The organism is Streptomyces sp. NPDC046303 (assembly GCF_055588085.1).
In genome coordinates this window covers 134,204-159,183 of sequence record NZ_JBVJFA010000007.1, presented here as the reverse complement: position 1 = coordinate 159,183, position 24,980 = coordinate 134,204, and the positions used below count along the sequence as shown (strand labels likewise).

Genomic DNA, 24,980 nt, shown 5'->3' with positions numbered 1-24,980 from the left:
GGTCAGGAGCTCCTCGAACTCTCGTCCCGCAGCCAGGTGGTGAAGTCGCCGCTGCGGATGGCCTTGCGGGCTCCTCTGCGGGCGGCGAGGGCCGCCGCGGTGAACACCAGGACGCCGGGGAGCAGCCGCGGGTCGGACCGCAGCAGGGCGCGCAGGTCGGCCGTGCCCGTGCGGGCCGTCGGCGCGGCGGCGGCGGTGGGTCCGGTCCGCAACGACTCCTGGTGGCGCTCGAGTTCGGCGGTGGAGGTCGCCGCCCGGATCCGTCGCCTGATCAGGTCGGCCCAGGTGCGCGGCGGGTGGACCAGGACCCGCGCGGCCTCGACCACGCGCCGCTCCCCCGGGCCGAAGGCGAGGGACGCGGCCAGGTCGTCGGCCATCAGCGGGGGCAGCGCGGCGATCCGCGCGTGTCCCGCCTCGGACACCGCGATGACCCCCCGCCCGAAGAGGCCCGCCCGGACGGCCGGCAGCCGCTGCCACACCCGGTAGTACGCCCGGACCGGCCAGGCGCAGCCGGTCAGCGGGATGTCGCGGCCCGGGGCGGCGGCCAGCAGGTCCGGGCTCTCGGCGAGCGCGGCGGTCAGGGCCCGTACGCCGGCGGCGCCCAGGACGACGTCGGCGTCCACGTACAGCCGGGGGAAGCCCTTCGCGTGCTCGTCCCCGACCCGGAGGGCCGTGTGCTTGGAGGGAGTCGGGATCTCCAGCACGCGTACGCCCGGACCGTACTGCCCGGCCACCCGGGCGGTGTCGTCCGTGCAGCCGTTGCAGACGACGACGATGTCGGTGTCGATGTCGGTCCCGGCTGCCGGGGTGCCGGCCGTGAGGGCGTCGAGGAGGCGGCCGATGACCCGGCTCTCGTTGTGGGCCGGTATCACGATGCTGGTCACCCCGGAAGTATGCACGGTCGAACACCCGCGCCAGGCGTTTGTCGTCAACTCCCCCCGGGCGCATGCGCGGTGGACTAGATTGACGCTCGTTACGGGGCCGGCTGCCTGGGGGAAACACGCAGCCTGCCCGTGGCCGGACCGGCGCGCGGGGAGCGCCGGGAGGCCGGGGGGCGGAGGCACGCGGATGTCGCGGAGCCTCCCATCGGTTGTGGGGGGCCATCACCGTTGAGCAGGTCACGCACGGGTCGCGCGGGCTTCCCGCCTGCCGTCGGCGGCACGTCCTTCCCTCGCACGGGTCCCGGCCACGAGTGGCCGACGCGCCGGCCGGCGCGTCGCGCGGAGCGAAGGGGAACGCCGTGAAGGACACTGCGAAGGACGCCGCCGCCGCCGGCGCGGGGCCCACGGAACCGTTAGGCGTCGCCGTGGTCGGCGCGGGCTACTGGGGCCCCCATCTCGTCCGCAACTTCCAGTCCGGTCCGGAGTTCCGGCTCCGCTGGCTCTGCGACCTGGACGTGGACCGGGCCCGGCGGGTGCTGGGCGGGTACTCCACGGTGCAGGCGACCGCGGACTACGCGGCGGTCCTCGCCGACCCGGCCGTCGAGGCGGTGGCCGTGGCCACTCCGGCCGGGACGCACCTGGACGTGGCGCTGGCCGCGCTGCGCGCCGGGAAGCACGTCCTCGTGGAGAAGCCCCTCGCGGCCACGTACGAGGACGGGCTGAAGCTCGTACGGGAGGCGGAGGAGCGCGGTCTCACGCTGATGTGCGACCACACGTACTGCTACACCCCGGCGGTGGGCCGCATCCGGGAGATGGTCCGCTCCGGCGAGCTGGGCGACATCCAGTTCGTCGACTCGGTCCGGATCAACCTGGGGCTCGTCCAGAAGGACATCGACGTGCTGTGGGACCTGGCCCCGCACGACCTGTCGGTCCTAGACTTCATCCTCCCGGACCACGTCCGGCCGGTCGCCGTCGCCGCCCACGGGGCCGACCCGATCGGCACCGGCCAGTCCTGCGTCGCGTACCTGACGCTCCAGCTCAGCACCGGCGCCATCGCGCACGTCCACGTCAACTGGCTGTCGCCGGTGAAGGTGCGGACCACCATGGTCGGCGGCTCGAAGCGGACCCTGGTGTGGGACGACCTCAACCCCTCCCAGCGGGTGGCGGTGTACGACCGCGGCGTGGACCTGAGGGCCCCGCAGGAGATCGGCGCGGACGAGCGCCGGGACATGATCGTCTCCTACCGGACCGGCGACATGGTCGCGCCCGCGCTCGGCGAGAAGGAGGCGCTGCGCAGCATGGTCGAGGAGTTCGCCGCCGCGGTCCGCACGGGCCGTCCGGCGCTGACCGACGGCCGGGCCGGCCTGAAGGTGCTGGACATTCTCGAAGCGGCCTCCCGGAGCCTGGAGTTCCGCGGCGCGGTCGTCGGACTGCGCACCGGTCGCTGACCGGACCTCCGCAGACCTTTTCCGGGCACGACCGTGACCGACTCACTAGGGGCAGGGCGTTGAGCAGCGTACGAGGCAAGAGGATTCTGGTCACCGGCGGGGCGGGCACCATCGGCTCGCACGTGGTGGACCTGCTGGTGGACAACGGGGCGCGCGAGATCGTGGTGCTCGACAACTTCGTGCGGGGCCGGGCCGCGAACCTGGCCCGCGCCCTGCCGAGCGGCGTGGTGGAGGTCGTCGAGGGCGACATCCGGGACGCGGCCGCGGTGCGCAAGGCGACGGAGGGCGCCGATCTGGTGTTCCACCTCGCGGCCATCCGGATCACCCAGTGCGCGGAGGAACCGCGGCTGGCCAACGAGGTGATGGTGGACGGCACGTTCAACGTGCTGGAGGCGGCGGCCGCCGCCGGGGCGGGCAAGGTGATCGCCTCCTCCTCGGCCTCCGTCTACGGGCTGGCCGAGGCCTTCCCGACCACCGAGCGCCACCACCCGTACAACAACGACACCTTCTACGGGGCCGCGAAGGCCTTCAACGAGGGCATGCTGCGCAGCTTCCACGCCATGTACGGGCTGGACTACGTCGCGCTGCGGTACTTCAACGTCTACGGGCCGCGGATGGACATCCACGGGCTCTACACGGAGGTGCTGATCCGCTGGATGGAGCGGATCGCTGCGGGCGAACCGCCGCTGATCCTCGGTGACGGCACCCAGACCATGGACTTCGTGGACGTCCGGGACATCGCGCGCGCCAACCTGCTCGCGGCGGAGTCGGACCTGACCGACGAGGTGTTCAACGTCGCGAGCGGGACCGAGACCAGCCTGCTCGAGCTCGCGCTGGGCCTGCTGGAGGCGATGGGCGCGGGCCCGGACCTGGTGCCGGAGCACGGCCCGGCCCGCACCGTGAACGGGGTGACGCGCCGCCTCGCGGACACGGCGCAGGCCGCGCGGCGCCTGCGCTTCACCGCGGAGATCGATCTGCGCACCGGGCTGCGGGACCTGGTCGAGTGGTGGCGGGCCGAGCGCGCCGCCGGGGAGACCCGGTGAGCGCCGGGGACCGGATCCCGGTCATGGTGCCGTGGCTGGGCGAGGAGGAGGCGCGGGCGGCCGCCGACGCGGTGCTGTCCGGCTGGGTCGCACAGGGCCCCCGGGTCGCCGCGTTCGAGCGGGCCTTCGCCGAGCGGGTGGGCGCCGGGCACGGCATCGCGGTGAGCTCGTGCACCACCGCCCTGCACCTGGCCCTGGTGGCGCTGGAACTGGGGCCGGGCGATGAGGTGGTCGTCCCCTCGCTGTCGTTCATCGCCACGGCCAACGCGGTGCGTTACGTGGGCGCGCGGCCGGTGTTCGCGGACGTCGAGGAGGCCACCGGCAATCTGACCCCGGCCACCGTGGACGCGGTCCGCACGCCCCGGACGAAGGCGGTGCTCGCCGTCCACCAGGGCGGGGTGCCCGCGGACGTGCCCGCGCTGCGCAAGGCGTGCGCCGGCTGGGGCCTCGCGCTGGTGGAGGACGCGGCCTGCGGCATCGGCGCGACCGTGGGCGGCGCGTCCGTCGGCCAGGGCGCGCTGCTCGCCGCCTGGTCCTTCCATCCCCGCAAGGTGATCACCACCGGCGAGGGCGGGATGCTGACCACGGACGACGCCGAGTGGGCCGGGCGGCTGCGGCGGCTGCGCGAGCACGGGATGAACGTGTCCGCCGCCCAGCGGCACGCGAGCATCAAGCCCGTCATGGAGAGCTACCTGGAGGTCGGCTACAACTACCGGATGACCGACATCCAGGCCGCGGTCGGCCTGGTGCAGCTGGGCAAGCTGGACGCGATCGTGGCCCGGCGGCGGGAGCTGGCCGCCCGGTACGCGGAGCTGCTGAGCACCGTCCCCGGTGTGCGTCCGGTCCGGGACCCCGGTCACGGCGAGGGCAACTTCCAGTCGTACTGGGTGCTGTTGGAGCAGGGGTTCCCGGTGGGCCGGGACGAGCTGCTCGCCGTGCTCTCCGCGGCGGGGATCTCGGCCCGGCGCGGGATCATGGCCTCGCACCTGGAGCCGGCGTACGCGGAGCACGGTACGGCGCCGCTGCCGGTGACCGAGCGGATCAGCCGCGACTCGCTGATCCTGCCGCTGTTCCACACCATGACGCGGGAGCAGCAGGACCGGGTGGTGGCGGTGCTCCGCGAGCAGGCCGGCGGATGAGCGGGCCGGTCACCGAGGACCTGCTGGTCGTCGGTGCGGGCGGGTTCGCCCGGGAGACCGCCCAGGCGGTGCGGGACGTGGCCGCCGCGGACCGGGCACAGGGCCGCGCTCCGCGGTGGCGGCTCGCCGGGCACCTCGACGACGATCCGGCCCTGCACGGCCGGGAGGTCGACGGGGCGGTCGTCCTGGGCGGTTCGGAGCGCGTGCACGAGCTGGTGGACGCCCGGGTGGTGGTGTGCGTGGGCAGTCCGCGCGACTACGCCGTACGGGCCCGGCTGGTGCGGCGCCTGGGGCTGCCCGCGGGCCGCTACGCGACGGTGGTCCACCCCACGGCGGCGGTGTCGGGCTCCTCGGTGCTCGGTGCGGGCTCGGTGCTGCTCGCGCACTGCGTGCTGACCGCCGCGGTGCGGGTCGGGTCCCACGTGGCGGTGATGCCCCAGGTGGTCCTCACCCACGACGACGCGGTCGGGGACTTCGCCACGCTCGCCTCCGGGGTGCGCCTGGGCGGCGGGGTGCGGGTGCGGCGGGGCGCCTATGTGGGCGCGGGGGCGCTGGTCCGGGAGAACACCGAGGTCGGCGCCTGGTCGCTGACGGGCATCGGCAGCACGGTCCTGGCGGACGTCCCCGCCGGGGAGGTCTGGGCCGGCAGCCCGGCCCGCCGCCTGCGCCGGGCGGCGGACCCCGCCCTCGCCGAACTGGCCCGCGACGCGGCGGCGCCGGACGGCTCTGCTGCGCACGCTGCGGCGCCCGCGCGGGCCTCGGCGCACGGCACGGAAGACGGCACCGGCCGGTGGCCGGGGACACGGATGGGGAGCCCAGACGCATGAACCAGATACCGCTCGTCGACCTGAAGGCGGCGCACGCCGAGGTCGCGGAGGAATTACGGGCCGGCTTCGACCGGGTGCTGGCCGACACCGCCTTCATCGGCGGTGACGAGGTCGGCGCGTTCGAGCGCGAGTACGCGCGGTTCGCCGGGGTCGGGCACTGCGTGGGCGTCGCCAACGGCACCGACGCCCTCGAACTGGCCCTGCGCGCGAGCGGGGTCGGCGTCGGCGACGAGGTGGTGCTGCCCGCCAACACGTTCATCGCCACCGCCGGGGCCGTCGCCCGGATCGGCGCGCGCCCGGTCCTGGCCGACTGCCTGCCCGACAGCCTCCTGATGGATCCGCGGGCCGCGCTGGCCGCGGTCGGGAAAGCCACCCGCGCGGTGGTCCCCGTCCACCTGTACGGGCAGTGCGCGGCCACCGCGGAGCTGCTCGCGGGGCTTCCGGCGCACGTCCGGGTGGTCGAGGACGCGGCGCAGAGCCAGGGCGCGACCCGGGACGGCCGCTCCCCCGGCAGCGGCGGGATCGCCGCGACCAGCTTCTACCCGGGCAAGAACCTGGGCGCGTACGGGGACGCGGGCGCGGTGGTGACCGACGACGAGGAGACGGCCGCGCTGGTCCGGGCGCTGGCCAACCACGGCGGCACCGTCAAGTACCGGCACGACGTGGCCGGGTTCAACAGCCGTCTGGACGGTCTGCAGGCCGTGGTGCTGCGGGCGAAGCTGGCCCGGCTGGCCGGGGGCAACGCGGCCCGCCGGGCCGCCGCCGCCCGGTACGACGCGCTGCTGGGCGACCTGGCGGCCACCGGACGCCTCACCCTGCCCGTGACGGCGGAGGGCAACGTCCACGTGTGGCACCTGTACGTCGTACGGGTCGCCGCGGGCGCGGACCGGGACGCCGTGGTCGGCAAGCTCAACGCGGAGGGCATCGGAGCGGGCGTGCACTATCCGGCCCCGGTCCACCTCACCCCTGCCTTCTCCCACCTCGGCCACGGCCGCGGCGCCTTCCCGCACGCCGAGCTGGCCGCGGACCGGATGCTCTCCCTCCCGCTCTTCCCGCAGATCACCGCCGACCAGCAGGAGCGGGTCGTGTCCGCGCTCGCCGAAGCCCTGCACTGACGCCCCGTGCCGACGGAGATGAGGTCCAGATGAACAGACGGACGAGGCTGCTCCGGTACGGCCTCTTCACCGCGATCGCGGCCCTGATGGCCACGGTCCTCCCCCCGTCCGCGGTGGCCGGTGCGGCCGACCCCTGCGGCCTTGGCACCAACGCGATCGTGTGCGAGAACTCCAAGCCGGGCACGCCGATGTCCGAGTGGTTCGCGCCCAGCGCGTACGGCGACATCAAGGGCTTCCCGGCCCAGATGAGCGTCCAGGCGGGCGACACCGTGCAGTTCAAGATCCAGTCGCCGACCCCGTACCGCGTGTCGGTCTACCGGCTGGGCCACTACGGCGGCGACGGGGCCCGGCTGATGTCGACCGCGGCCCAGGCGGCGCAGACGTACCCGGCGAACGTCGCCCCGGGCGCGGACCCGGCGGCCTGCGCCACCAAGGCCTCCACCGGTCTGGTCGACTGCGGCAACTGGCCGGTCACGGCCGTCTGGAACGTGCCGGCCGACGCCGTCTCCGGCCTGTACGTGGCCAACTTCGACCAGGCCGACGGCAACGGGGTGATGCCTTACCCGTTCGTGGTCCGCAACGACGCGAGCCGGTCCGACATCATCGTGCAGACCAGTGACCAGACCTGGCAGGCGTACAACAACTACGGCGGCCAGGACCTCTACGACGGCGGCGGGCCGGCCCCGGACGGGCGGGCGTACGAGGTCAGCTACAACCGGCCCATGGCCATCGGCGGGGACAACGGGATCTACGGGTCCGAGTTCCAGATGGTCTCGTGGCTCGAGCGCAACGGCTACGACGTCAGCTACATGTCCGGGATCGACATGTCGGTCCGCGGCGGGACGCTGCTGCGCAACCACAAGGTGTTCATGTCCTCGGGCCATGACGAGTACTGGACCCAGGAGCAGTTCACGAACGCGCTGAACGCGCGCCGGGCCGGGCAGCACCAGACGTACTTCAGCGGCAACGAGATCTTCTGGAAGACCCGGCTCGCTCCGAGCATCGACGGGACGAACACCCCCGACCGGACGCTCGTCTCCTACAAGGAGACCAAGCTGTCCTTCCCCCAGCCGAACGGCGTCCCCGACCCGAGCGGCATCTGGACGGGCACCTTCATGGACCCGGCCAGTGCCACGAACGGGCGGCCCTTCCAGCCGCAGAACCAGCTGACCGGCTCGATGTTCAGCGTGAACGGCTACCGCAGCGACGCGATCACCGTGCCGGGCTCCTTCGCCAAGCAGCGCCTGTGGCGGCACACTTCGGTCGCCTCCCTCACTCCCTCCCAGACGGCCACGTTCCCCGCCGGGACGCTCGGCTACGAGTGGGACAGCGACGTGGAGAACGCCAGCCGGCCGGCCGGGCAGATCCAGATGTCCTCCACCACGGTGGACGTCCACGACGGCAAGCTCCTGCTGGACTACGGCAACACGTACGGGAACGGCACCGCGACGCACAGCCTGGTGGCGTTCCGCGACCAGACCTCGCGCGCCCTGGTCTTCGGCGCGGGCACGGTGCAGTGGTCCTGGGGCCTGACCAACATGCCCACCGGCAACCCGGACGACGCGGTGGTCACCGAGGACAAGCGGATGCAGCAGGCCACGGTGAACGTGTTCGCCGACATGGGGGTCCAGCCCAAGTCCCTGCAGGACGACCTGGTCGCGGCGAGCGCCTCCACGGACACCGCGGGCCCGGCCGTCACCGTGACCAGCCCGGCGGCGAACGCCACCGTACCGGCGCTGCGGCCCGTGACGGTCACGGGCACGACGGCCGACACCGGCGGCGGTGTCGTGGCCCGGGTGGAGGTGTCCACCGACGGCGGCACGACCTGGAAGGCGGCCACGGGCCTGGCCTCCTGGACCTACACGTGGACCCCGACCGCCCCCGGCCCGGTGCAGATCAAGGTGCGGGCGGTGGACGACAGCGTCAACATCGGCGCCACCACCACCGTGCCGCTCACCGTCGGACCCCAGCAGTGCCCGTGCACCGTGTGGCCGGCCGCGGCCGTGCCGGGCACCGTCAACGCCGGGGACGGCAGCGCCGTGGAACTCGGCGTGAAGATCCGCTCTTCGGTGCCCGGATCCATCACCGGTGTCCGCTTCTACAAGTCCCCCGCCAACACGGGGACCCACACCGGCAGCCTGTGGAGCACCTCGGGCCAGCGCCTGGCCACCGGCACCTTCACCCACGAGACGGCGTCGGGCTGGCAGCAGCTGAACTTTTCCAGCCCGGTGCCCGTGAAACCGAACACCACCTACATCGCCTCCTATTTCGCCCCGCACGGCGGCTACTCCTTCGACACCACCTTCGCCGGCGGCGATGCCGGGCTGGCCCCGCTCACCGCGCTGAAGAGCGGTACCGACGGAGGCAACGGCGTCTACCGCTACGGCGCCACCGGCGGATTCCCCTCCACCGCCTCCTCGGGCAGCAACTACTGGGTGGACGCGGTCCTGGACACCTCCACCGCGAGCACGACCCCGCCCACCGTCTCCACCACCTCTCCGCAGTCCGCGGCGACCGGCACCCCGATCACGGCGGCGGTCACGGCCACCTTCAGCACCGCCGTCGACGCGGACTCGCTGGTGTTCTCCGTGAAGGACTCCGCCGGCACCCCCGTCCCGGGCACCAAGGCCCTCGGCGCGTCGAACAGCGCGACCTTCACCCCGTCCTCGGAACTGGCCCTGAACACCACGTACACGGCGTCCGTCCAGGCGGCCGACCTGTGGGGCAACGCCATGGCCGCACCGGTCACGTGGAGCTTCACGACCAGCGCCAGCCCGCCGACGGTGAACTGCCCCTGCACCCTGTGGGGTGCGGGCGCGACGCCCAGCACCGCCAACGCGGTCGACGACACCAACTCGGTGGAACTGGGCACCCGCTTCCAGTCGGCGGCGGCCGGCTACATCACCGGTGTCACCTTCTACAAGGGCCCCGGCAACACCGGCACCCACACCGGCAGTCTGTGGTCCGCCTCCGGCACGCTGCTGGCCACCGGCACCTTCGGCAGCGAGACCTTGTCGGGCTGGCAACAGCTGCAGTTCGCGACGCCCGTGCCCATCACGGCGGGCACCACGTACGTGGCCTCCTACCACGCGCCGCGCGGCAACTACGCGGTGGACGGCGGGTACTTCGCCGGTGCGCACCGCTCCTATCCGCTGGTGGCCCCGGCCGACACGCCCGGGAACGCCAACGGGCTGTACCGGTACGGGCCGTCCACGGTGTTCCCCTCGCACACCTTCGGCTCGGTGAACTACTGGGTCGGCCCCGTCTTCACCACCACCCTGCCGAACGGCGCCCGCTCGGACGGGTCCACGGAGGTGTCCGGCCGGTGAGCACCGTCAGCGTGGTGATCCCCTGCTACAAGTACGGCCACTTCCTGGCCGACTGCGTCCGCAGCGTCCTGGACGAACAGCAAGGCGTCGACGTCCGGGTCCTGATCATCGACGACGCCTCCCCCGACGACTCCGCGGACGTGGCGCGCGCCCTGGCGGCCGGCGACCCGCGGATCGAGGTCCGGGTCCACGAACGGAACAAGGGCCACATCGCGACCTACAACGAGGGGCTGCTGGAGTGGGCCGACGGGGACTACGCCGCCCTGCTGTCGGCGGACGACCGGCTGGTCCCCGGGGCTCTGGTACGGGCCGCCGCCCTGCTCGACGCCCACCCGGAGGCGGGCTTCGCCTACGGCCGGCCGCTGCGCTTCCTGCACGGCGGCCCGCTGCCCGCGGCCCGCACCCGCAGCACGGGGTCGGTCGTCTACCCCGGCCGGTGGTGGCTGGAGCGGCGCTTCCGGGAGGGCACCGGGTGCATCACCTCACCCGAGGTGGTCGTCCGCACCAGTCTTCAGCGCAAGGTCGGCGGTTACGACCCGGAGCTGCCGCACGCCGGGGACATCGAGATGTGGATGCGGCTCGCGGCGCACGCCGACGTGGGCTACGTCCGCGGGGCCGACCAGGCCTTCTACCGGGTCCACGGCAACAACATGTCCACCACCGATTTCGGCGGGCAGCTCGACGACCTGCGCCAGCGGCTCGTCGCCTTCGACTCGGTGCTGGACAAGTGCGCCGGGCTGCTCCCGGAGGCCGACCGGCTGTCGGTGGCGGCGCGCACGCGGCTGGCCCGGTACGCGCTGCGGCGCGCCTACCGGGCGTACGACCGGGGGCGCACGGCGGTGGTACCGGTCGACGAGCTGGTGGAGTTCGCCGCCCAGTGCCTGCCCGGCGGGTACGCGTCCCTCGCCGAGTACCGGGCGCTGTGCCGGCGGCGGCGCATCGGCGCACGCGCCATGCCCTACCTCCAGCCGCTGGTGCTCTCGGCGGTTGCCGACCGGGGGCGGGAGTGGCTGTGGTGGCAGTCGTGGAAGCGCCGGGGGATCTGATGAGCCGCCGGTTTCCCTCAGTTGCCCGTCCGCCGGGCCCGGCGGGCGAGCAACCGGTCGGTCCACAGGGCCGCGGGCACTGCCACGACCCCGGCCAGCAGGACCGATCCGGCCAGCCCCCGGCTCTTGGTGCCGCTCTGCGCCACGGCGTTCGGCGGCACCAGGAGGGTGACGCTCATCCGCGCCGCCTCGGGGATGCCCTGCCCCGTCTGCAGCTCCGTCACGTGCTTCGTGTAGAGCTCGATGATCTGCCGTACGGCCGTGTCGGCCGCGGCCGGGCCGGGCTGCTCGGCCTGGATCTGCAGGGAGGGGATCAGGTAGCGCGGGGTCACGCTCGTGCCGCTGTTGCGCGGGATCAGCCGGTAGGTGCCGGTGACGCCCGCGGCCCTGAGCTCGGCTTCCCCGGCGGGCGAGTCCAGCTGCTGCACGGCCGCGTAGGAGACGGCGGCGAGCGGCGGCTGCAGATTGGTGAGCTGGTTGGGCTGGCTGCCGGTCACCGGCGGCTTGAGCACCACGATCGCCGTGCTCAGGTATGTCACCGTGGGGCGGAGCACCTGGAGGGCTCCGGCGGCCGCGAACAGCATCGCGACGACCAGGACGTACCAGCGCCGGCGCAGCGCGCGGACCAACTCACCAGGCGACACACGATTCCTTCCGTCGTGATCGATCCTCGCAGGACACGTGTCGGCGTGCCATCAAATCCCCTACCTCGCAGGGGTGTTCGTGACCATCGGTGAGATGCTCGCGGTGCTTCGGCGCCGCTGGTACGTGATGGTGCCCCTCACGCTGATCGGTCTCCTCGCGGCCGTGCACCTGTACCGGTCGGTGCCGGTGGCGTACCAGTCGCAGAGTTCGGTGGCGCTGATCGATTCCAAGGCGGTGGCCGAACTGGCGCCCGCCTTCGGCAATCCCATCGCCAACGCCGGCGGTTCCCTGGTCGTGACCGCGGACGTGCTGATCAGGACCCTGTCGGGGACGGATGCGGCGCGGGATCTGCACGGGCTCGGCGTCACGGACCCGTACACCGTCTCCTTCGCCGCGAACACCTCGGGCCCCATGCTCACGCTGACCGTCACCGGCACCGACCGGGAGAAGGTGCTCCGGGAGACCAGCATCCTCACCGGCTTCGCCGGGGAGCAGCTGGGGGCGCTCCAGGCGGCGGCGAAGGTCGAGCCCGCGTACGCCGTGCAGACCGCGCCCGTGGTGCTTCCGCAGACCCCGCGGCCCCAGCTCAAGAGCCGCTACCAGCAGGTCCTGGGCGTCGTGATCCTCTGCACGACGGCCGGTTTCACGCTGTCCTTCGTGACCGAGAGCCTGGTGGTGGCCCTGCGCCGCGGGCGGGCGAACGGGCCGTCCGGGGCCGGGGTGCGCGGCCGGGGGGCCCGGGGCCGCGCCCGGGGCCGGCAGCTGGACGCGGTCGCGCTGCTCAGCGGCTATCTGGCGCTGGCCTTCTTCATCCCTTCGAACCTGACGCTGCCGGGGATGGGCGGGGTGGGCACCCCGGCCAACGTGTTCGCGCTGCTGTGCCTGCTCTGGTACCTGGCGTCCTGGATCACCGGCCGCATCCTGCCTGCCCCGGGCACCCGGCTGCCGCGGCTCGTGATGGGCCTGCTGGCCGTGTCGGTGCTGGCCTCGTACCTCGCGAACGCCACGCGCGGCAGTTCGCAGAAGGAGGTGCTCGCGGCGGACCGCGGCCTGATCGGGCTGCTCGTGTGGGTGTCCCTGGTGGTGCTGGTCTCGGCGGGCATCCAGGACCGGGCCCGCCTGGACGTGCTGCTGCGCCGGGCGGTCGTGATGGGGGCGGTGGTCGCCGCGATCGGCTACTACGACTTCTTCACCGCGACCAACATCGCCGACAGGATCAGCGTCCCGGGCCTCAAGTCGGCCGTCGCCCAGATCACCGCCCTGGACCGCGGTTCCTTCACCCGGCCGCGGTCCACGACGGCGCAGCCCCTGGAGTTCGGCGGGATGCTCGCCGTCCTGCTGCCCTTCGCCGTGCAGCAGGCCTTCGATCCGGTACGGCGGCACGTGGGCGCGTGGCGCCGGTGGGGGCCGGTGGTGCTGATGGGGGGCGCCCTGCCGCTCACGGTGTCGCGGACCTCCATCATCGGGGCGCTCATCGTGGTCCTGGTGATGGTGCTGCGCTGGAAGCCGCGGCGCCGGTGGACGGCGATCGGTCTGCTGATGGTCTCCGTGGCCTGCTTCAAGGTCATCGTCCCCGGGCTGATCGGCACCATCACCACACTGTTCGGCTCCTTCCTGGCGAACTCCGACAGCAGCACCCAGGCGCGCACCGTGAAGTACAGCGCGATCCTCCCCTACCTCGGGGAACGGCCGCTGTTCGGACGGGGCTTCGGCACCTTCCTGCCCGAGCTGTTCTTCTTCACCGACAACCAGTACATGCTGACGCTGGCCGAGATGGGCTTCCTGGGGCTGCTCGCGCTCCTGGTCCTCCTCTTCACCGGCATCCACCAGGGCGGTGCCCTCCGCAGGCTGGCCCGTACCGAATCCGACCGTGAGCTCGGGCAGGCCTTCTTCGCCTCGGCCCTCGTCTCCCTGGTCATCAGCGCCACGTTCGACGCCCTCAGCTTCCCGATGTTCGCCGGGGTGTTCTTCCTGACGATCGCCGCCGGAGGCAGCTACCTCGGCTTCATCCGGCGCGAGGCGCCGAAGCCCCGAACCGCGGAGTCCCCGTGCCTGGTCCCGTCCGTCCCGTTCGTCCCATCAGTCCCGTCCGTCCCCTAGGCCCCGTGGCCGTTCTCGTCGTCACCTGGAACAGCGCCGGGGTGCTGCCGGAGTTCCTCGCCTCACTGCCGGAGGGCATGGCCGGGCTGGAGTGGCGCCTGGTCGTCGCCGACAACGACTCGGCCGACGGCACCGTGGACCTGGTCCGCTCGCTGGCTCCGGCCGCGGCGATCGTCCAGACCGGCCGCAACGCCGGCTACGCGGCCGGGGTGAACGCCGCCCTCGGGGCCGCCGCGGGGTGGGAAGGCGGCTTCCGGGCGGCCCTGGTGTGCAATCCGGACGTCCGGATGCGGCGCGGCTGCGCCAAGGCGCTCGTGGACGCGCTCGACGCCCCGCCGACCGGGGGCGGGGTCGGGACGGGGGTCGGGATCAGCGTCCCGCTGCTGTACGAGGAGGACGGCCGCACCCTGGTCCCCTCGCTCCGCCGGGAGCCGAGCCTGACCCGCGCCCTCGGCGAGGCCGTCCTCGGCAACCGCCGGGCCGGGCGCTTCCCCCGCCTGGGCGAACTGGTCACCGACCCCGCCGCCTACGAACGGCCCACGTACGCGGACTGGGCGACCGGAGCCCTGATGGCCCTGTCCGTGGACTGCCTGGCCGCCTGCGGCCCGTGGGAGGAGTCCTTCTTCCTGTACTCCGAGGAGACCGAGTACTGCCTGCGCGCACGGGACCGGGGCTACCGCACCCGGCTGGAGCCGGCCGCCGAAGCGGTACACCTCGGCGGCGAATCCCGGACCTCGCCCCGCCTCTGGACCCTGCTCACCCTCAACCGCGTCCGTCTGTACCGGCGCCGGCACGGCGCCCTCGCCACGGCCGCCTTCCGCGCCGCCGTCCTGCTCCGGGAGGCCTCGCGGGCCGTGCTCGGCCGCCCGGCCGCCCGCGCGGCCGCGGCCGCACTGGCCCGGCCGGGCGCCCTGCGCACCCCGCCGGGACCCTAACTCGCCTTGCGCGGGCGGCAGACCATGGCGACGAAGTCGTGCCCCAGCTCCGGCAGGGCCGCGTCCTCCGCGGCGAAGCACCGCTCCAGCAGCGCCAGCGTCTCCGGCTCCTGGTCACGGAAGTGGTGCGCGATCCCGGAGAACGCGATGTGCAGCACCGTACCGCCGTACGGCCGTTCCTCGACGACCTCGAAATGGCGCCGCAGGCCCGGCAGCAGCGACGCCGCGTCGACCGCCTCCGAGGGGTCGTCCAACACCATCGACAGCCTGCTGGGCCGTACGACGCGGCGCTTGATCCGGCCGTCGGGCAGGCGCCGCCGGTCCTCGGGGAGCCGGGCCAGCAGCGCGTTCGCCGCCTCCAGTTGTCCGTCGGACCACTGGAACCGGGTGGGGCCGACGAACTCGTCCACCACGAACGTCCCGCCGGGCACGATCAGTTGGGACAGCCGCGGCAGGGTCGCGTCGAGGTCGTCGAAGTGGTGCAGCGACTGGAGGCCCAGCAGCACGTCGAAGCGTTCCGCGTCGCCGGTCATCCGGTTGACGTCGGTGACCCGGAAGCGCAGGACATCGGCGAGGCCGTGTTCTGCGGCGGCCCGGGTGGCGAAGTCGATCCGCTGCTGCGCCACGTCCACGCCCTCCAGGAGGCCGAAGGCGCCGGTCTTCGCCCAGAGCAGTTCGTTTCCGCCGGTGCCGCACCCCAGCGACAGGCCGCGCAGACCGGTGCGCGGCGCGAGGTGCCGGGCGGCCACGTATTGGGGATAGGACGTGTCCGCGTCGCCGGTCATCAGCAGGTTCCACCGTCTGACGACCCCTGGTATCGCCCACCACTCGGTGAGCGACGGGTCGACCCGGGACCAGTGCCGCACCACGCGCGCGCCGCCGCGCACCCGCAGCTTGGCCAGCACCGGGTCCAGGTCCAGCCGCCGCACCTTGCGCAGCAGCCGGTCCGCATCATGCCTGTTGATCAGGTTGTTCAGCACGCGGGCTCCGTTCGTACGGCCGTCAGCGACTTCGTGACCCCGAGCACCCGCTCGCCGAGGAGCACCGATCGGGGGAACAGGTAGCGCATCTCGGCGCGGGTCAGCAGCTCGATGTTGACGACGGCGTCCATCGCCGACTCCGGGCTGTCGGGACGGCTGTGGACGAGCGGCCAGTGCCGTACCAGACGTGTCCTGGCGGCCAGTGGCAGGAACTGGAAGCCGGGCGCCACGAAGTGCGGCTCGATCGGGAAGTAGCGGTACGGGGTCTGGATCCAGTGCAGCGGCGCCAGTGACTCCACGGCGGCGACGAACCGCCTGCGCTGGCTGTGGCCGCCCACGTGCTCGATGGTCGAGTTGGAGAACACCAGGTCGTACCCGCCGTGGCGGCTCAGGTCGGCGGCTACCGCCGGATCGGTGACGTCGGCGACCTCCGCGGTGATCCAGTCGGGCAGGTCGGAGGGGTGCTCCTCCAGATTGATCAGGTGGACGTGCTGGGCGCGCAGCGGCGCGCGCAGCCACATCTCGGCCGTCCCGCCCAGGTCCACGACGCTCATGCCCTCGATGCCGGGGAAGCAGCGTTGGAAACGCTGCCAGCGGGCGGTGCGCAGTCGCTCGCCCAGCGAGCCGGGTGCGTCGACGAATCTGTTCCTGAGGGCGCGGGATCGGGGCACGGGATCAACCACCTGTGATCGGAGCGGAACGGGAGCAGGCCTCAACGGGGCTGCTGCCATTGCGTGTAGAAGCTGGACGGGTTCATGAGGTAGCGGACGGTGGGGTGCGGGACATGGAGCACCACGTGCCGGCGGCCGTACCGGCGGATCAGCTCCCAGTCCTCGCGCGGCAGCACCTGCGGTGTCCGGCGCAGACGGCTGAAGTGCAGGGAGCGGTTGCGGCGGGCGACGAAGGCGTTGGTGTCGAGGAAGGCCTCGCGGGCGGCGCGGCGCCGGTCGTAGGGCACCGAGAGGACGTCCCGCTCGCTGCCGTCGGGCAGGACGCGGCGCAGTGCCGTGTAGACCCCGTCGGGCCCGGCGGGGGACTCGAGGACCGCCAACGCCCGTTCCAGGTGGTCCGGTTCCCACAGGTTGTCGTCGTCCAGGAACGCCACGTACCGCGAGCGGCTGAGGCGGATGCCCACGTTGCGCACGACACCCGCCACGCCGGTGTTGTGTGCGAGCGAGACCGCGAACAGCCGCGGATCGGGGGGCAGTTCGGGGAGGCCGGCGCCGTCGTCGACCACGATGACGACCTGGTCGCGGACGGTCTGGTCCAGGGCCGAGCGCACCGCGGCGCGCAGCGCTTCGGGGCGCCGGTGGGTCGCGATCACCGTGGCGACCAGCGCCGTGGGCGGCGACGGCAGCGCGCCGGCCAGCCGTCGCGCCTCGGCGTCCTCGATCCGGCGCAGTCGCAGCGCGGTGGGGGCCAGCAGGACCTTGTTCCGGGCCTCGAAGAGCACCAGCCAGCCGAACAGTGCCTTGAGCAGCGTCCAGGGTGCCCGCGCGACACGGCGCGCCACGGAGCCCCCCGCGCGGCCGCTCACGGGGCCGGCTCGGGTTCGATCGGGCGGCCGTCGGACATCCGGTTGTTCCGCCACACGTTTCCGGCGCCGCCGGCGTTCCAGTGGGCGACCACGCCGTAGCCGCCGGAAGCGGGGTGGTACTGCGTCGAGAAGACGTTGTCGGTGACCTTGATCCCGGTGGCGCCGGTGCTGCCGCCGTAGAGGGCGTACGCGCCGCCGGCGATCCAGTTGTTGTCGACGGTGACATTGCGGACCACCCCGGTGTCCGCGAACAGGCCGATGCTCCCCGAGGCACCCTGCTCGAGGCTGGTCGCGTTCAGCAGGGTGTTGTGGCGGATGATCAGGTCACCGGTGTTGCCGCCGCCGCTGATCACCGCGTTGGTGTGCTGCCATTCGCCGCCCAGGTTGATGAACGGGACGATGTCGTGCACGTAATTGTCGTGCAGGTATCCCTGTCCCATGGACAGGGCGTCGCCGAACACCGACACGTCGCACCAGCCGACCTCGATGGAGCTGCCCCCCATGTTCGACACCGCGTAGTCCACGCCGCCGTTGTCCGGGCCCGTGCCGGGCACGGCCGTGATGGTGGAGTGCAGGACCCGCAGGCCGCTGTAGCCGGGGCGCAGGTTGATGCCCCACCAGCTGTCCGAGGTGATCTTGCTGTCGATGACGGTGACGTCGTTCGCGTAGATGTCGAGCGAGCCGGTGATGTCCCACCCCCTGATGACGAGCCCGTCGGTACGGATGGCCAGGTAGCCGGTCTTGTGGGGCGTGAGGGGGATCCGCGGGCCGGTGGTGCCGGCGTCGGGGAAGCCGCAGTCGCCGGGAGAGGCGCAGGCGGCGGCGGTCGGGCCAGCGGTTCCGGGTGGCGCCGGGGACCCGCTCGCGGGGCAGGTCGGCGCGTCATCCGGACAGTGCGGCGGCGCGGGTCGGTCCGGTCCCGAGCACGCCAGGGCCAGGGCCGCCAGCAAGGCGGCCGGAAGCAGTCCCGCGAGCGGGTTCCGGCGAGTGCGCCGTGGCATCGGGCTCACCTCGTGTCCTGTCGGGTGGTGGGCCGCACCGCTGCGGACGGCCGGCGGCGGCCGCGGCGGGGCCGGTCACCGCGGCCGGCGCCGCGCAGGAAGTCGCGGCTGGGCAGGACGCACAGCGCGTAGCCGGCCAGGGCGGCCGCGCTGATGGCGAGGAGCGCGAGCGGGCCCTCGCCCAGCCGGCGCTGCAGGACGAGGACGATCGCGGCCATCACGGCCCCGCCGAGGAAGGGCCACGCGCAGGCCCTGGCGATCGGGCCGACACCGATGCCCCCACGGCTGAGGGCGAACAGGAACACCGGAACCACCAGGCCACCGGCCACCAGGACATGGGCCTGGGAGGCCCCGACGATGCCGCCCAGGCGGGCGCCGACGAGGAGCACCGGGATCAGGGCTGCCAGCCACAGGCCCTGCACCAGGAAGAGGGACCGGCGCTGTCCGATCGCGACGAGACAGTCGTAGGCGAGTTCGCCGCCGATGCGGATCAGGCCGAGGGCCATCAGCCAGGGCAGTGCCGCGGCGGCCGGAGCCCACTGGCTCCCGTAGATCAGCTGGATCGCCGGCCCCGCGAGGCCGGCCAGCAGGACGCACAGCGGCACGGTGGCGGTGACCACGGCGCCCAGGGTGCGGCTGAAGCCCTGGGCCAGCGCCCCGGGCGAGTCGGCCAGCCGGGAGAAGCCGGCGAAGGAGACCCGGCGGGCGGCCTCGGAGATGATCCGCACGGGCCAGCCGGAGATGTTGAAGGCGAGCACGTAGAAGCCCAGGGCGACGTTGCCCAGCGTCGCGCCCACCACCATGGTGTCGACGTTGACCACCGCGAGGGCCAGCATGCTCGCCCCTGCCAGCGGAAGCCCGAACCGGAGGAGCGCCCGGGCCTGTTCGGGGTCCCAGCCGAACTTCAGGGTGCCCGGTACCGCCAGCGCGCAGCCGATCAGCGTCACGACGTTCCCCGCCACGGCTCCCCAGGCGAAGCTCATCGCGCCCCAGCCCTGGAAGGCCAGCAGCAGCGTCACCGAGGTGCTGAGCACGAAGTTCAGCCCGTCGATGACCATCCGCTTGCCCTGGGCGAACTCACGGGTGAGGAAGCCGCCGGGCACCTGTGCCATGCCGTCGATCACCACGCACAGGCACATCACCCGCAGGACGCCCGCGGCGTCCGGCGAGCCGAGCAGGCCCGCCACCGCCGGTGCCGCCGCGAACAGCGCCGCGTACAGCAGGCCGCTGGAGAGGGCGCTGAGGGTCAGCACGGTCGGCGCGAACCGCCGTGCGTCGCCCTCCCAGCGCACGATGGCCAGGCCCACGCCCAGCTCGTTCGCGGAGAGCAGGACCAGCAGCACGGTCTGGGCGATGCCGTACACGCCCCATTCCGCGGGGCCCAGGGCGAAGCGCGCCAGCACGATGCCGGTCGCGAAGTTGCCCAGGCGCATGACCACGGTGTTGATCAGGCTCCACCGGGCCGCCGAACGGACCTTGCGGCCGAGGGAGGGAGGAGCGGCAGGTCCGGGCGCGGGAGGAGCCGGGGCGTCGCTCGGGCCGCCGGTCTCACTGTCCGGTGCGCGGGCGGTGTCCATGCGTCGACTCCTCGTCGGGCGGCTCGGCGGCGGACGCCCCGGGCGTGACGGGCTGGGGCGCGCCGGGTTCCGCGGCGGACGGAGCGTCCTCGGCGGACCGCGCCCAGCTGGGCGGCCTCCGGAGGGCGAGCGTCCTCTCCACGGCCGGTACCCCGGCCGGTTTCCCGGCCGGCAGGGGGTCGGCGGCCGTCTCCTCCTCCGGCTCGGAGACCCGCGCCTCAGGCTCGGGCTCCGGTTTCGGCTGTGGCCCGGGCTCCGGCCCCGGCCAGGGCTCCGGCCCGGACCGCGGCTGGTGCGACCTCTGGCGCGCCTCCGCGTAGAAGGCGGCGACCATGCTGAGCACCAGGCCCAGGCCCCCGGCCATGACGAGGTACTGGAGCCTGGTCTTGGTCTCGGCCACCGGCTTCTGCGGCGGCACGATCGTCGCCATGCGGATCATGGCGTCGGGGGCGACGTTCTGCTTCGCCTGGAACTCGGTCAGCCGCTGTTCGGCGTAGGCGGTGAGCTTGCGGTCCGACTCCAGGAGGCGGTCCGGGTCGCTCCCGGTGACGATGAGCCACATGAACGGGCCCAGGGCGTTGTCGGCGATCTTCGCCTCGGGGGTTCCGGTGACGCCCAGCTCCTTGAGGTCGGCCAGCGAGGCGTCGGAGTTGAGGTTGCGGGCGAGCCCGTCGGCCATGCCGGTGAGGGAGGTCTGCGTGCTCAGGAAGGGGTTGCCGTCGTAGGCCTCGGTGGCCTTCTGTGAGTTGAGCAGGGTCACGGTGCTCTGCGACCGGTACGTCACCGGCACCACCAGGTGAACGCCGGCGACGAGCGCCGCGGTGATCAGCAGTCCGGGCAGCAGCACGTACCAGCGCCTGCGCATGACCCGCCAGATCTCGGCGAGGTCCATGGTCTTCCCCCTCGTGTGACTACGCTTGCCGCGGGACGGGATCGGTCGGTCTGGGCCGGGTCCGTGCGGTCCCGCCGTCCAGCAGGACCCCGGCGATGCGGTCTCCCGCGCGGCCGTCCCACAGCTCGGGGCAGCGGGGCGGGGGCGGATCGTCGAGCACCCGGTGCGCGGTGGCCACGATGCGCTCCGGGTCGGTGCCCGCCAGCACGTTGGTGCCCTCCTCGACCGTGACGGGGCGCTCGGTGTTGTCCCGGAGGGTCACGCAGGGCACGCCCAGCGCGGTGGTCTCCTCCTGGATGCCCCCGGAGTCGGTGAGCACCAGGCGGGCGGAGTCCTGGAGGGCGATGAAGTCGAGGTACCCGGCGGCCGGCAGCAGCCGGATGCCGTCGGGTACGCCCGCTTCGGCCAGCCGCCCGGCGGCCCGCGGGTGCACGGGCAGCAGCAGCGGACAGCGTCCGGCGATCTCGCCCAGGGCCTTCAGCAGACCGCGCAGGGCTCGGGGGTCGTCCACGTTGGCCGGGCGGTGCAGGGTGACCAGGCCGTAGCCGCCCCGGGTGAGCCCGTGGCGGTCCAGGACGCCGGAGCGCCGGGCCCGGTCCAGGTTCGCGAGCAGGGTGTCGATCATGACGTTGCCGACGACGTGGATCTGGTCCTCCCGGTAGCCCTCGGCCCGCAGGTTCGCGGCGGCGTCGGGCGAGGGGGCCAGCAGGTAGTCGCTGACCCGGTCGGTGGCGACCCGGTTGACCTCCTCCGGCATGCTCCAGTCCCGGCTGCGCAGTCCGGCTTCGACATGGGCCAGGAGCGGGCCGGCCTTCGCCGTCACCAGGGCGCAGGCGAGCGTGGAATTGATGTCCCCGACCACGACGACGGCGTCCGGGGCCACTTCGTCGAGCAGCGGCTCGAAGGCCGTCATCACCCGGCCGGTCTGCTGGGCGTGGGTGCCGGATCCGGCACCCAGGTACCGGTCGGGGGCGCGGATGCCGAGGTCGCGGAAGAACACCTCGTTCATGGCCTCGTCGTAGTGCTGGCCGGTGTGGACGAGGACCACCTCGGCGCCGCGGCGCTCCAGTGCGTCCATCACCGGTTTGATCTTCATGTAGTTGGGCCGTGCGCCGGCGACGCACACGATCTTCGTCATGCTCATGGTTCAGAGCACCTCCACCGTCGGTCCGGACAGCCGGTTGCGGCAGTCGAGGACGAAGGAGGCGTGCTCGGTGACCATCGTGTAGTCGAAGGAGTCGTGGTCGGTGAGCAGGACGACCACGTCGGCCGCGGCCAGTTCCTTGCGGGTGGGCTCGACCCGCACGAGCCGGGCGTCGACCTTGACGTCCTCGACGACGTGGGGGTCGGCGGCGCGCACCTTGGCCCCCATGTCGAGGAGCAGTTGGGAGACGCGCACCGCGGGCGACTCCCGGGCGTCACCGGTGTTCTTCTTGTACGCGAGACCGAGCAGCAGGACCCGGGAGCCGTTGACGGAGCGGCGCTTGGAGTTGAGCGCGTCGATGACGCGGCGGGTCACGTACTCGGGCATGTGGCTGTTGATGTCGTTGGCGAGCTCGACGAAGCGGAAGCTCTGGCCGAGCTCGCGCTGCACCCGCCAGGAGAGGTACGAGGGGTCGATGGGCAGGCAGTGGCCGCCGACGCCCGGGCCGGGGGTGAACTTCATGAAGCCGAAGGGCTTGCTGGACGCGGCCTCGATGGCCTGCCACACGTCGATGTCGAGGTGGCGGGCGAACATCGCTATCTCGTTGACCAGCGCGATGTTGACGTGCCGGAAGGTGTTCTCCAGCAGCTTGGCCAGCTCGGCCTCCTTGGGGGAGCTCACCGGCACGGTGGTGTCGACGAGGTCCCCGTAGAAGGATTCGACGGCCTTCAGTGAGCGGGCGTCGACGCCGGAGACCACCTTGGGTGTCTGCTGGAAGCCCCAGACGGCGTTTCCTGGGTCGATGCGCTCCGGGCTGTAGCCGAGGTGGAAGTCGGCTCCGGCGGTGAGCCCCGAGCCGTCCTCCAGGATCGGCGCGAACAGCTCCTCGGTGGTGCCCGGGTAGGTGGTGGACTCCAGGACCACGGTCGCGCCGGGGCGCAGGTACCGGGCCAGGGTGTGCGCCGACTCCTCGATGTGGCGGAGGTCGGGTGCCCCGTCGTGCAACGGGGTCGGGACGGTGACGACGGCCACGTCGAAGCCGCCGCAGTCCCGGGCCAGTTCGGTGGGCCGGTAGGTGCCCAGCTCGAGGGTCCGGTTCAGCCGTTCCGAGCTGACGTCCTCCACGTACGACTCTCCGGCGGCCAGGCTCTTGACCCGCCGCGCGTCCACGTCGTACCCGATCACCTGGTGGCCGGCCTCGGCGGCCCGGATGGCCAGCGGCAGTCCGACGTATCCCTGTCCCACGACGACGACGCGCATCAGTGACTCCTGTTCGCGGAACCGGCAGACGGTGGTGTGCGGCGGATGAGCTCGCGGGCCGTCATGAGGAGGAAGGCGGTGTTGGTGGTGAGGTAGCGCCTGCCGAGGCGGCGCGGCTCCTGGAGGGCGCGGTAGAACCATTCGAGTCCCATCCGCTGCCAGACAGCGGGTGCCCGTTTGGTGATCCCGGCGAGGATGTCGAAGGAGCCGCCGACGCCGTGGACGACGTGGGCGCCGGTGCGGTCGCCGTAACCGGCGGTGAAGATCTCCTTCTTGGGTGAGGTCATGCCGAGGAACAGCAGCTGGGCACCGCTGTCCGCGATGGCGTCGGCGATGGCCTCCTGTTCGGAGTCGGCGAAGTAGCCGTTGCGGCTGCCGGCGACCCGCAGTTCCGGGAAGCGCTCGGATATCTGCCGGAGCATCATGTCCAGGACGGGCTGCCGGGCGCCGAGCAGGTAGACGGAGATGCCGGCGGTCTCGGCTGCGGCGAGCAGGCGCATGAACAGGTCGATGCCCGCGACCCGCTCGGGCAGCCGCACGCCCAGGAGGCGCCCGGCCCAGACCACTGCCTGGCCGTCGGCCAGGACCAGGTCGCAGCCGGTCACGGCCCGCGCGAGGCGGGGGTCGCGCCGCATGGTGACCAGCTTGGCGGCGTTGACCATGCCGATCTCGATCCGCTCGCCGCGGCGTACCGCGTCGAGGCAGCGCCGGACGGTCTCTTCCATGGTCAGGGGGTCGAGTCCGACCCCGAAGAGGGACTGTCTCGGGCTCATCCCTGCGGCCCCCCGAGCCAGGCGAACAGCATCCAGCCGAACTCGTACGGGCGGCACTCGCGGTCGACCGCGAGGGGGCGGAAGAGCCGGTCGAGGGGCGTGAGCCGCGCCCGCGGGGCCAGCCGGGTGGTGAGTCCGCGGGCGGCGCGGACGGCCTTCTTGGGGTCGCCGCGGTGGACCTTGCGCCAGGTGACGCCGAGCTCCTCGCGGATCATCGGTTCCCGCGGCGTGCCCGAGGGCCCGGCGAGTTCGGGGACCTCGGTCATCCAGCGCAGCCCGCGGCGGATCTCCGCGGCGAAGTCGGTGCCGCCGGCCTCGGCGAGGTCGAACAGGGCGGTCGGGGCCATCGCGTGCTGGTGCACGCTGTAGACGGGGTAGCCCTCGACGAGGGTGCCGTGGCGGGCGTCGTAGTGCCACCACCACTGTCCGCCGTCGCCCTGCAGCGCGCAGAGGCGGGCGGCGCAGCCGTCGGCGGCGGCGAGGGCCTGCGGGTCGTCGCCGCTCGCGTGCAGACGGGCCAGTGCCTGGAGCGGATAGCTCTGGTCGGCGAAGCAGGCCACGTGGGACCGGTATCCGGGCAGCAGCCCCGGGCCGGTGGCGTGCGGGAACAGCGGGCTGCCGGCGGCCCTGGCGTCCAGCAGCCGGTCGCGGGCGGCTGCGAGGCGGTACTCCACGTCCACCGTGTCACGGGCGGCGGTGAGGGCCGAGAGCACCCAGGCCGCTTCGACGGTGTACTGCGGCTGCCCGGGCAGGTCCAGCGCGGCCACCCGGTCGAGGGCGTCGGCGAGCTTGGGGTGGCCGGTTTCGGCGGCGGCCCAGGCGATGAGCGCCGCGTCGCCGAGGTTCGTCACGGCGGGCAGCCGTTCCACCAGCAGTCCGGTGAACTCGGCGGCGGTGCGCCCGCCGAACAGCGGGCGCTGCCGGTCCTCGGGCAGGAACCGTGCCCCGAGTGCGGTGATGGCCGCGTACCGGGTGCTGGTCCCCCGCTGCTCGAGGCCGCGGCCGCCACCGGGTGAGGCCTTGCCCACCCGGGTGAACACGAAGGTCTCGGCGCCCGGCAGGTACATCCCGGGGAGCCCCGCCTCGGCCAGGGCGAGCAGCCGTTCGGCGAGGGCGTGCAGCGGCAGGTCCTCGCGGGCCAGTGTTCCTAATCGTGTGGTGGTCATCGGGTCCCCACCCCGACTCCCCGGGTACTGCGCGCACCCCGTATGTCCGAGCTGTACGGCTCCAACACACCTACCCCCTCTGGTCACTCCTCGGACGGACCTTCCGGTCGTCACTCCGCGGAGGGGGATTGCGCGTGACCAC

At 73.0% G+C, this 24,980-nt stretch carries 21 protein-coding genes; 9 read left to right on the top strand and 12 right to left on the bottom strand.

What is annotated here, in order from left to right:
- Nucleotides 1-2: 2 nt before the first annotated feature.
- Nucleotides 3-884, bottom strand: a complete 882-nt coding sequence (locus tag ACZ6I1_RS09920) for a glycosyltransferase family 2 protein (RefSeq protein ID WP_469285151.1) — start codon at nt 882-884, stop codon at nt 3-5.
- A 356-nt stretch (nt 885-1,240) separates the two neighbouring features.
- On the opposite strand from ACZ6I1_RS09920, the gene ACZ6I1_RS09915 reads away from it, so the two are divergent.
- From ACZ6I1_RS09915 to ACZ6I1_RS09885, 7 genes are read left to right on the top strand one after another with little or no spacing between them, the layout of a single operon-like run.
- Nucleotides 1,241-2,329, top strand: a complete 1,089-nt coding sequence (locus tag ACZ6I1_RS09915) for a Gfo/Idh/MocA family protein (RefSeq protein WP_469285148.1) — start codon at nt 1,241-1,243, stop codon at nt 2,327-2,329.
- 59 nt (nt 2,330-2,388) lie between these two features.
- Complete coding sequence (locus ACZ6I1_RS09910; RefSeq protein ID WP_469285146.1) at nt 2,389-3,372, top strand: SDR family NAD(P)-dependent oxidoreductase; 984 nt, start codon at nt 2,389-2,391, stop codon at nt 3,370-3,372.
- Complete coding sequence (locus ACZ6I1_RS09905) at nt 3,369-4,511, top strand: DegT/DnrJ/EryC1/StrS family aminotransferase (protein WP_469285144.1); 1,143 nt, start codon at nt 3,369-3,371, stop codon at nt 4,509-4,511. The genes ACZ6I1_RS09910 and ACZ6I1_RS09905 overlap by 4 nt, the downstream gene beginning before the upstream one ends.
- Nucleotides 4,508-5,338: an acetyltransferase gene (locus ACZ6I1_RS09900; RefSeq protein ID WP_469285141.1), complete on the top strand. Its 831-nt coding sequence runs from the start codon at nt 4,508-4,510 to the stop codon at nt 5,336-5,338. The genes ACZ6I1_RS09905 and ACZ6I1_RS09900 overlap by 4 nt, the downstream gene beginning before the upstream one ends.
- Nucleotides 5,335-6,453 (top strand): DegT/DnrJ/EryC1/StrS family aminotransferase, encoded by a 1,119-nt coding sequence (locus ACZ6I1_RS09895; RefSeq protein WP_469285139.1) that lies wholly within the window; start codon nt 5,335-5,337, stop codon nt 6,451-6,453. Before ACZ6I1_RS09900 ends, ACZ6I1_RS09895 begins: the two co-directional genes overlap by 4 nt.
- A 29-nt stretch (nt 6,454-6,482) precedes the next feature.
- Nucleotides 6,483-9,782, top strand: coding sequence for a DUF4082 domain-containing protein (locus ACZ6I1_RS09890; RefSeq protein WP_469285137.1), 3,300 nt, complete (start codon nt 6,483-6,485; stop codon nt 9,780-9,782).
- The gene (locus ACZ6I1_RS09885) at nt 9,779-10,828 is read left to right on the top strand and encodes a glycosyltransferase (protein WP_469285136.1); all 1,050 of its coding nucleotides are present in this window, start codon (nt 9,779-9,781) and stop codon (nt 10,826-10,828) included. Before ACZ6I1_RS09890 ends, ACZ6I1_RS09885 begins: the two co-directional genes overlap by 4 nt.
- Before the next feature lie 17 nt (nt 10,829-10,845).
- On the opposite strand, the gene ACZ6I1_RS09880 is transcribed toward ACZ6I1_RS09885, so the two are convergent.
- The gene (locus ACZ6I1_RS09880) at nt 10,846-11,472 is read right to left on the bottom strand and encodes a hypothetical protein (RefSeq protein ID WP_469285134.1); all 627 of its coding nucleotides are present in this window, start codon (nt 11,470-11,472) and stop codon (nt 10,846-10,848) included.
- A 79-nt stretch (nt 11,473-11,551) separates the two neighbouring features.
- Here ACZ6I1_RS09880 and ACZ6I1_RS09875 point away from each other — a divergent pair, with 79 nt between their 5' ends.
- Both ACZ6I1_RS09875 and ACZ6I1_RS09870 read left to right on the top strand, forming a co-directional pair.
- On the top strand, nt 11,552-13,573 hold the full coding sequence (locus ACZ6I1_RS09875; RefSeq protein ID WP_469285132.1) for an O-antigen ligase family protein: 2,022 nt from the start codon (nt 11,552-11,554) through the stop codon (nt 13,571-13,573).
- Nucleotides 13,574-13,578: 5 nt separating this feature from the next.
- Nucleotides 13,579-14,508: a glycosyltransferase gene (locus ACZ6I1_RS09870; RefSeq protein ID WP_469285130.1), complete on the top strand. Its 930-nt coding sequence runs from the start codon at nt 13,579-13,581 to the stop codon at nt 14,506-14,508.
- Here the strand turns inward: ACZ6I1_RS09870 and ACZ6I1_RS09865 are convergent.
- Genes ACZ6I1_RS09865 through ACZ6I1_RS09820 form a run of 10 tightly spaced genes read right to left on the bottom strand, consistent with a single transcriptional unit; the run spans nt 14,505 to nt 24,838 of the window.
- Nucleotides 14,505-15,488: a class I SAM-dependent methyltransferase gene (locus ACZ6I1_RS09865; protein WP_469285128.1), complete on the bottom strand. Its 984-nt coding sequence runs from the start codon at nt 15,486-15,488 to the stop codon at nt 14,505-14,507. The two genes, ACZ6I1_RS09870 and ACZ6I1_RS09865, sit on opposite strands and share 4 nt — an antisense overlap.
- The gene (locus tag ACZ6I1_RS09860; protein ID WP_469285125.1) at nt 15,482-16,159 is read right to left on the bottom strand and encodes a class I SAM-dependent methyltransferase; all 678 of its coding nucleotides are present in this window, start codon (nt 16,157-16,159) and stop codon (nt 15,482-15,484) included. The genes ACZ6I1_RS09865 and ACZ6I1_RS09860 overlap by 7 nt, the downstream gene beginning before the upstream one ends.
- Nucleotides 16,160-16,200: 41 nt before the next feature.
- Nucleotides 16,201-17,001: a glycosyltransferase family 2 protein gene (locus ACZ6I1_RS09855; RefSeq protein ID WP_469285124.1), complete on the bottom strand. Its 801-nt coding sequence runs from the start codon at nt 16,999-17,001 to the stop codon at nt 16,201-16,203.
- Nucleotides 17,002-17,021: 20 nt separating this feature from the next.
- Nucleotides 17,022-18,026: a hypothetical protein gene (locus tag ACZ6I1_RS09850; RefSeq protein ID WP_469285122.1), complete on the bottom strand. Its 1,005-nt coding sequence runs from the start codon at nt 18,024-18,026 to the stop codon at nt 17,022-17,024.
- Nucleotides 18,027-18,031: 5 nt separating this feature from the next.
- Entirely contained in the window at nt 18,032-19,603 is a 1,572-nt protein-coding gene (locus ACZ6I1_RS09845; RefSeq protein WP_469285120.1) for an oligosaccharide flippase family protein, read from the bottom strand.
- A complete protein-coding gene (locus ACZ6I1_RS09840) occupies nt 19,575-20,495 on the bottom strand; it encodes a YveK family protein (RefSeq protein ID WP_469285118.1) in 921 nt (306 codons plus the stop codon). Before ACZ6I1_RS09840 ends, ACZ6I1_RS09845 begins: the two co-directional genes overlap by 29 nt.
- Nucleotides 20,496-20,514: 19 nt before the next feature.
- Nucleotides 20,515-21,639, bottom strand: coding sequence for a non-hydrolyzing UDP-N-acetylglucosamine 2-epimerase (wecB, locus tag ACZ6I1_RS09835; RefSeq protein WP_469285116.1), 1,125 nt, complete (start codon nt 21,637-21,639; stop codon nt 20,515-20,517).
- A 3-nt stretch (nt 21,640-21,642) separates the two neighbouring features.
- Nucleotides 21,643-22,899, bottom strand: coding sequence for a nucleotide sugar dehydrogenase (locus ACZ6I1_RS09830; protein WP_469285114.1), 1,257 nt, complete (start codon nt 22,897-22,899; stop codon nt 21,643-21,645).
- The gene (locus ACZ6I1_RS09825) at nt 22,899-23,672 is read right to left on the bottom strand and encodes a WecB/TagA/CpsF family glycosyltransferase (RefSeq protein WP_469285112.1); all 774 of its coding nucleotides are present in this window, start codon (nt 23,670-23,672) and stop codon (nt 22,899-22,901) included. Before ACZ6I1_RS09825 ends, ACZ6I1_RS09830 begins: the two co-directional genes overlap by 1 nt.
- Nucleotides 23,669-24,838, bottom strand: coding sequence for a hypothetical protein (locus tag ACZ6I1_RS09820; protein ID WP_469285110.1), 1,170 nt, complete (start codon nt 24,836-24,838; stop codon nt 23,669-23,671). The genes ACZ6I1_RS09825 and ACZ6I1_RS09820 overlap by 4 nt, the downstream gene beginning before the upstream one ends.
- Nucleotides 24,839-24,980 lie beyond the last annotated feature (142 nt).

Bases quoted from the DNA above. Each gene is read 5' to 3' on its own strand.
- ACZ6I1_RS09820 (WP_469285110.1), bottom strand. From the start codon at position 24,838: ATGACCACCACACGATTAGGAACACTGGCCCGCGAGGACCTGCCGCTG.
- ACZ6I1_RS09895 (WP_469285139.1), top strand. From the start codon at position 5,335: ATGAACCAGATACCGCTCGTCGACCTGAAGGCGGCGCACGCCGAGGTC.
- ACZ6I1_RS09890 (WP_469285137.1), top strand. From the start codon at position 6,483: ATGAACAGACGGACGAGGCTGCTCCGGTACGGCCTCTTCACCGCGATC.
- wecB (WP_469285116.1), bottom strand. From the start codon at position 21,639: ATGAGCATGACGAAGATCGTGTGCGTCGCCGGCGCACGGCCCAACTAC.
- ACZ6I1_RS09900 (WP_469285141.1), top strand. From the start codon at position 4,508: ATGAGCGGGCCGGTCACCGAGGACCTGCTGGTCGTCGGTGCGGGCGGG.
- ACZ6I1_RS09830 (WP_469285114.1), bottom strand. From the start codon at position 22,899: ATGCGCGTCGTCGTCGTGGGACAGGGATACGTCGGACTGCCGCTGGCC.
- ACZ6I1_RS09825 (WP_469285112.1), bottom strand. From the start codon at position 23,672: ATGAGCCCGAGACAGTCCCTCTTCGGGGTCGGACTCGACCCCCTGACC.
- ACZ6I1_RS09845 (WP_469285120.1), bottom strand. From the start codon at position 19,603: ATGGACACCGCCCGCGCACCGGACAGTGAGACCGGCGGCCCGAGCGAC.
- ACZ6I1_RS09850 (WP_469285122.1), bottom strand. From the start codon at position 18,026: ATGCCACGGCGCACTCGCCGGAACCCGCTCGCGGGACTGCTTCCGGCC.
- ACZ6I1_RS09840 (WP_469285118.1), bottom strand. From the start codon at position 20,495: ATGGACCTCGCCGAGATCTGGCGGGTCATGCGCAGGCGCTGGTACGTG.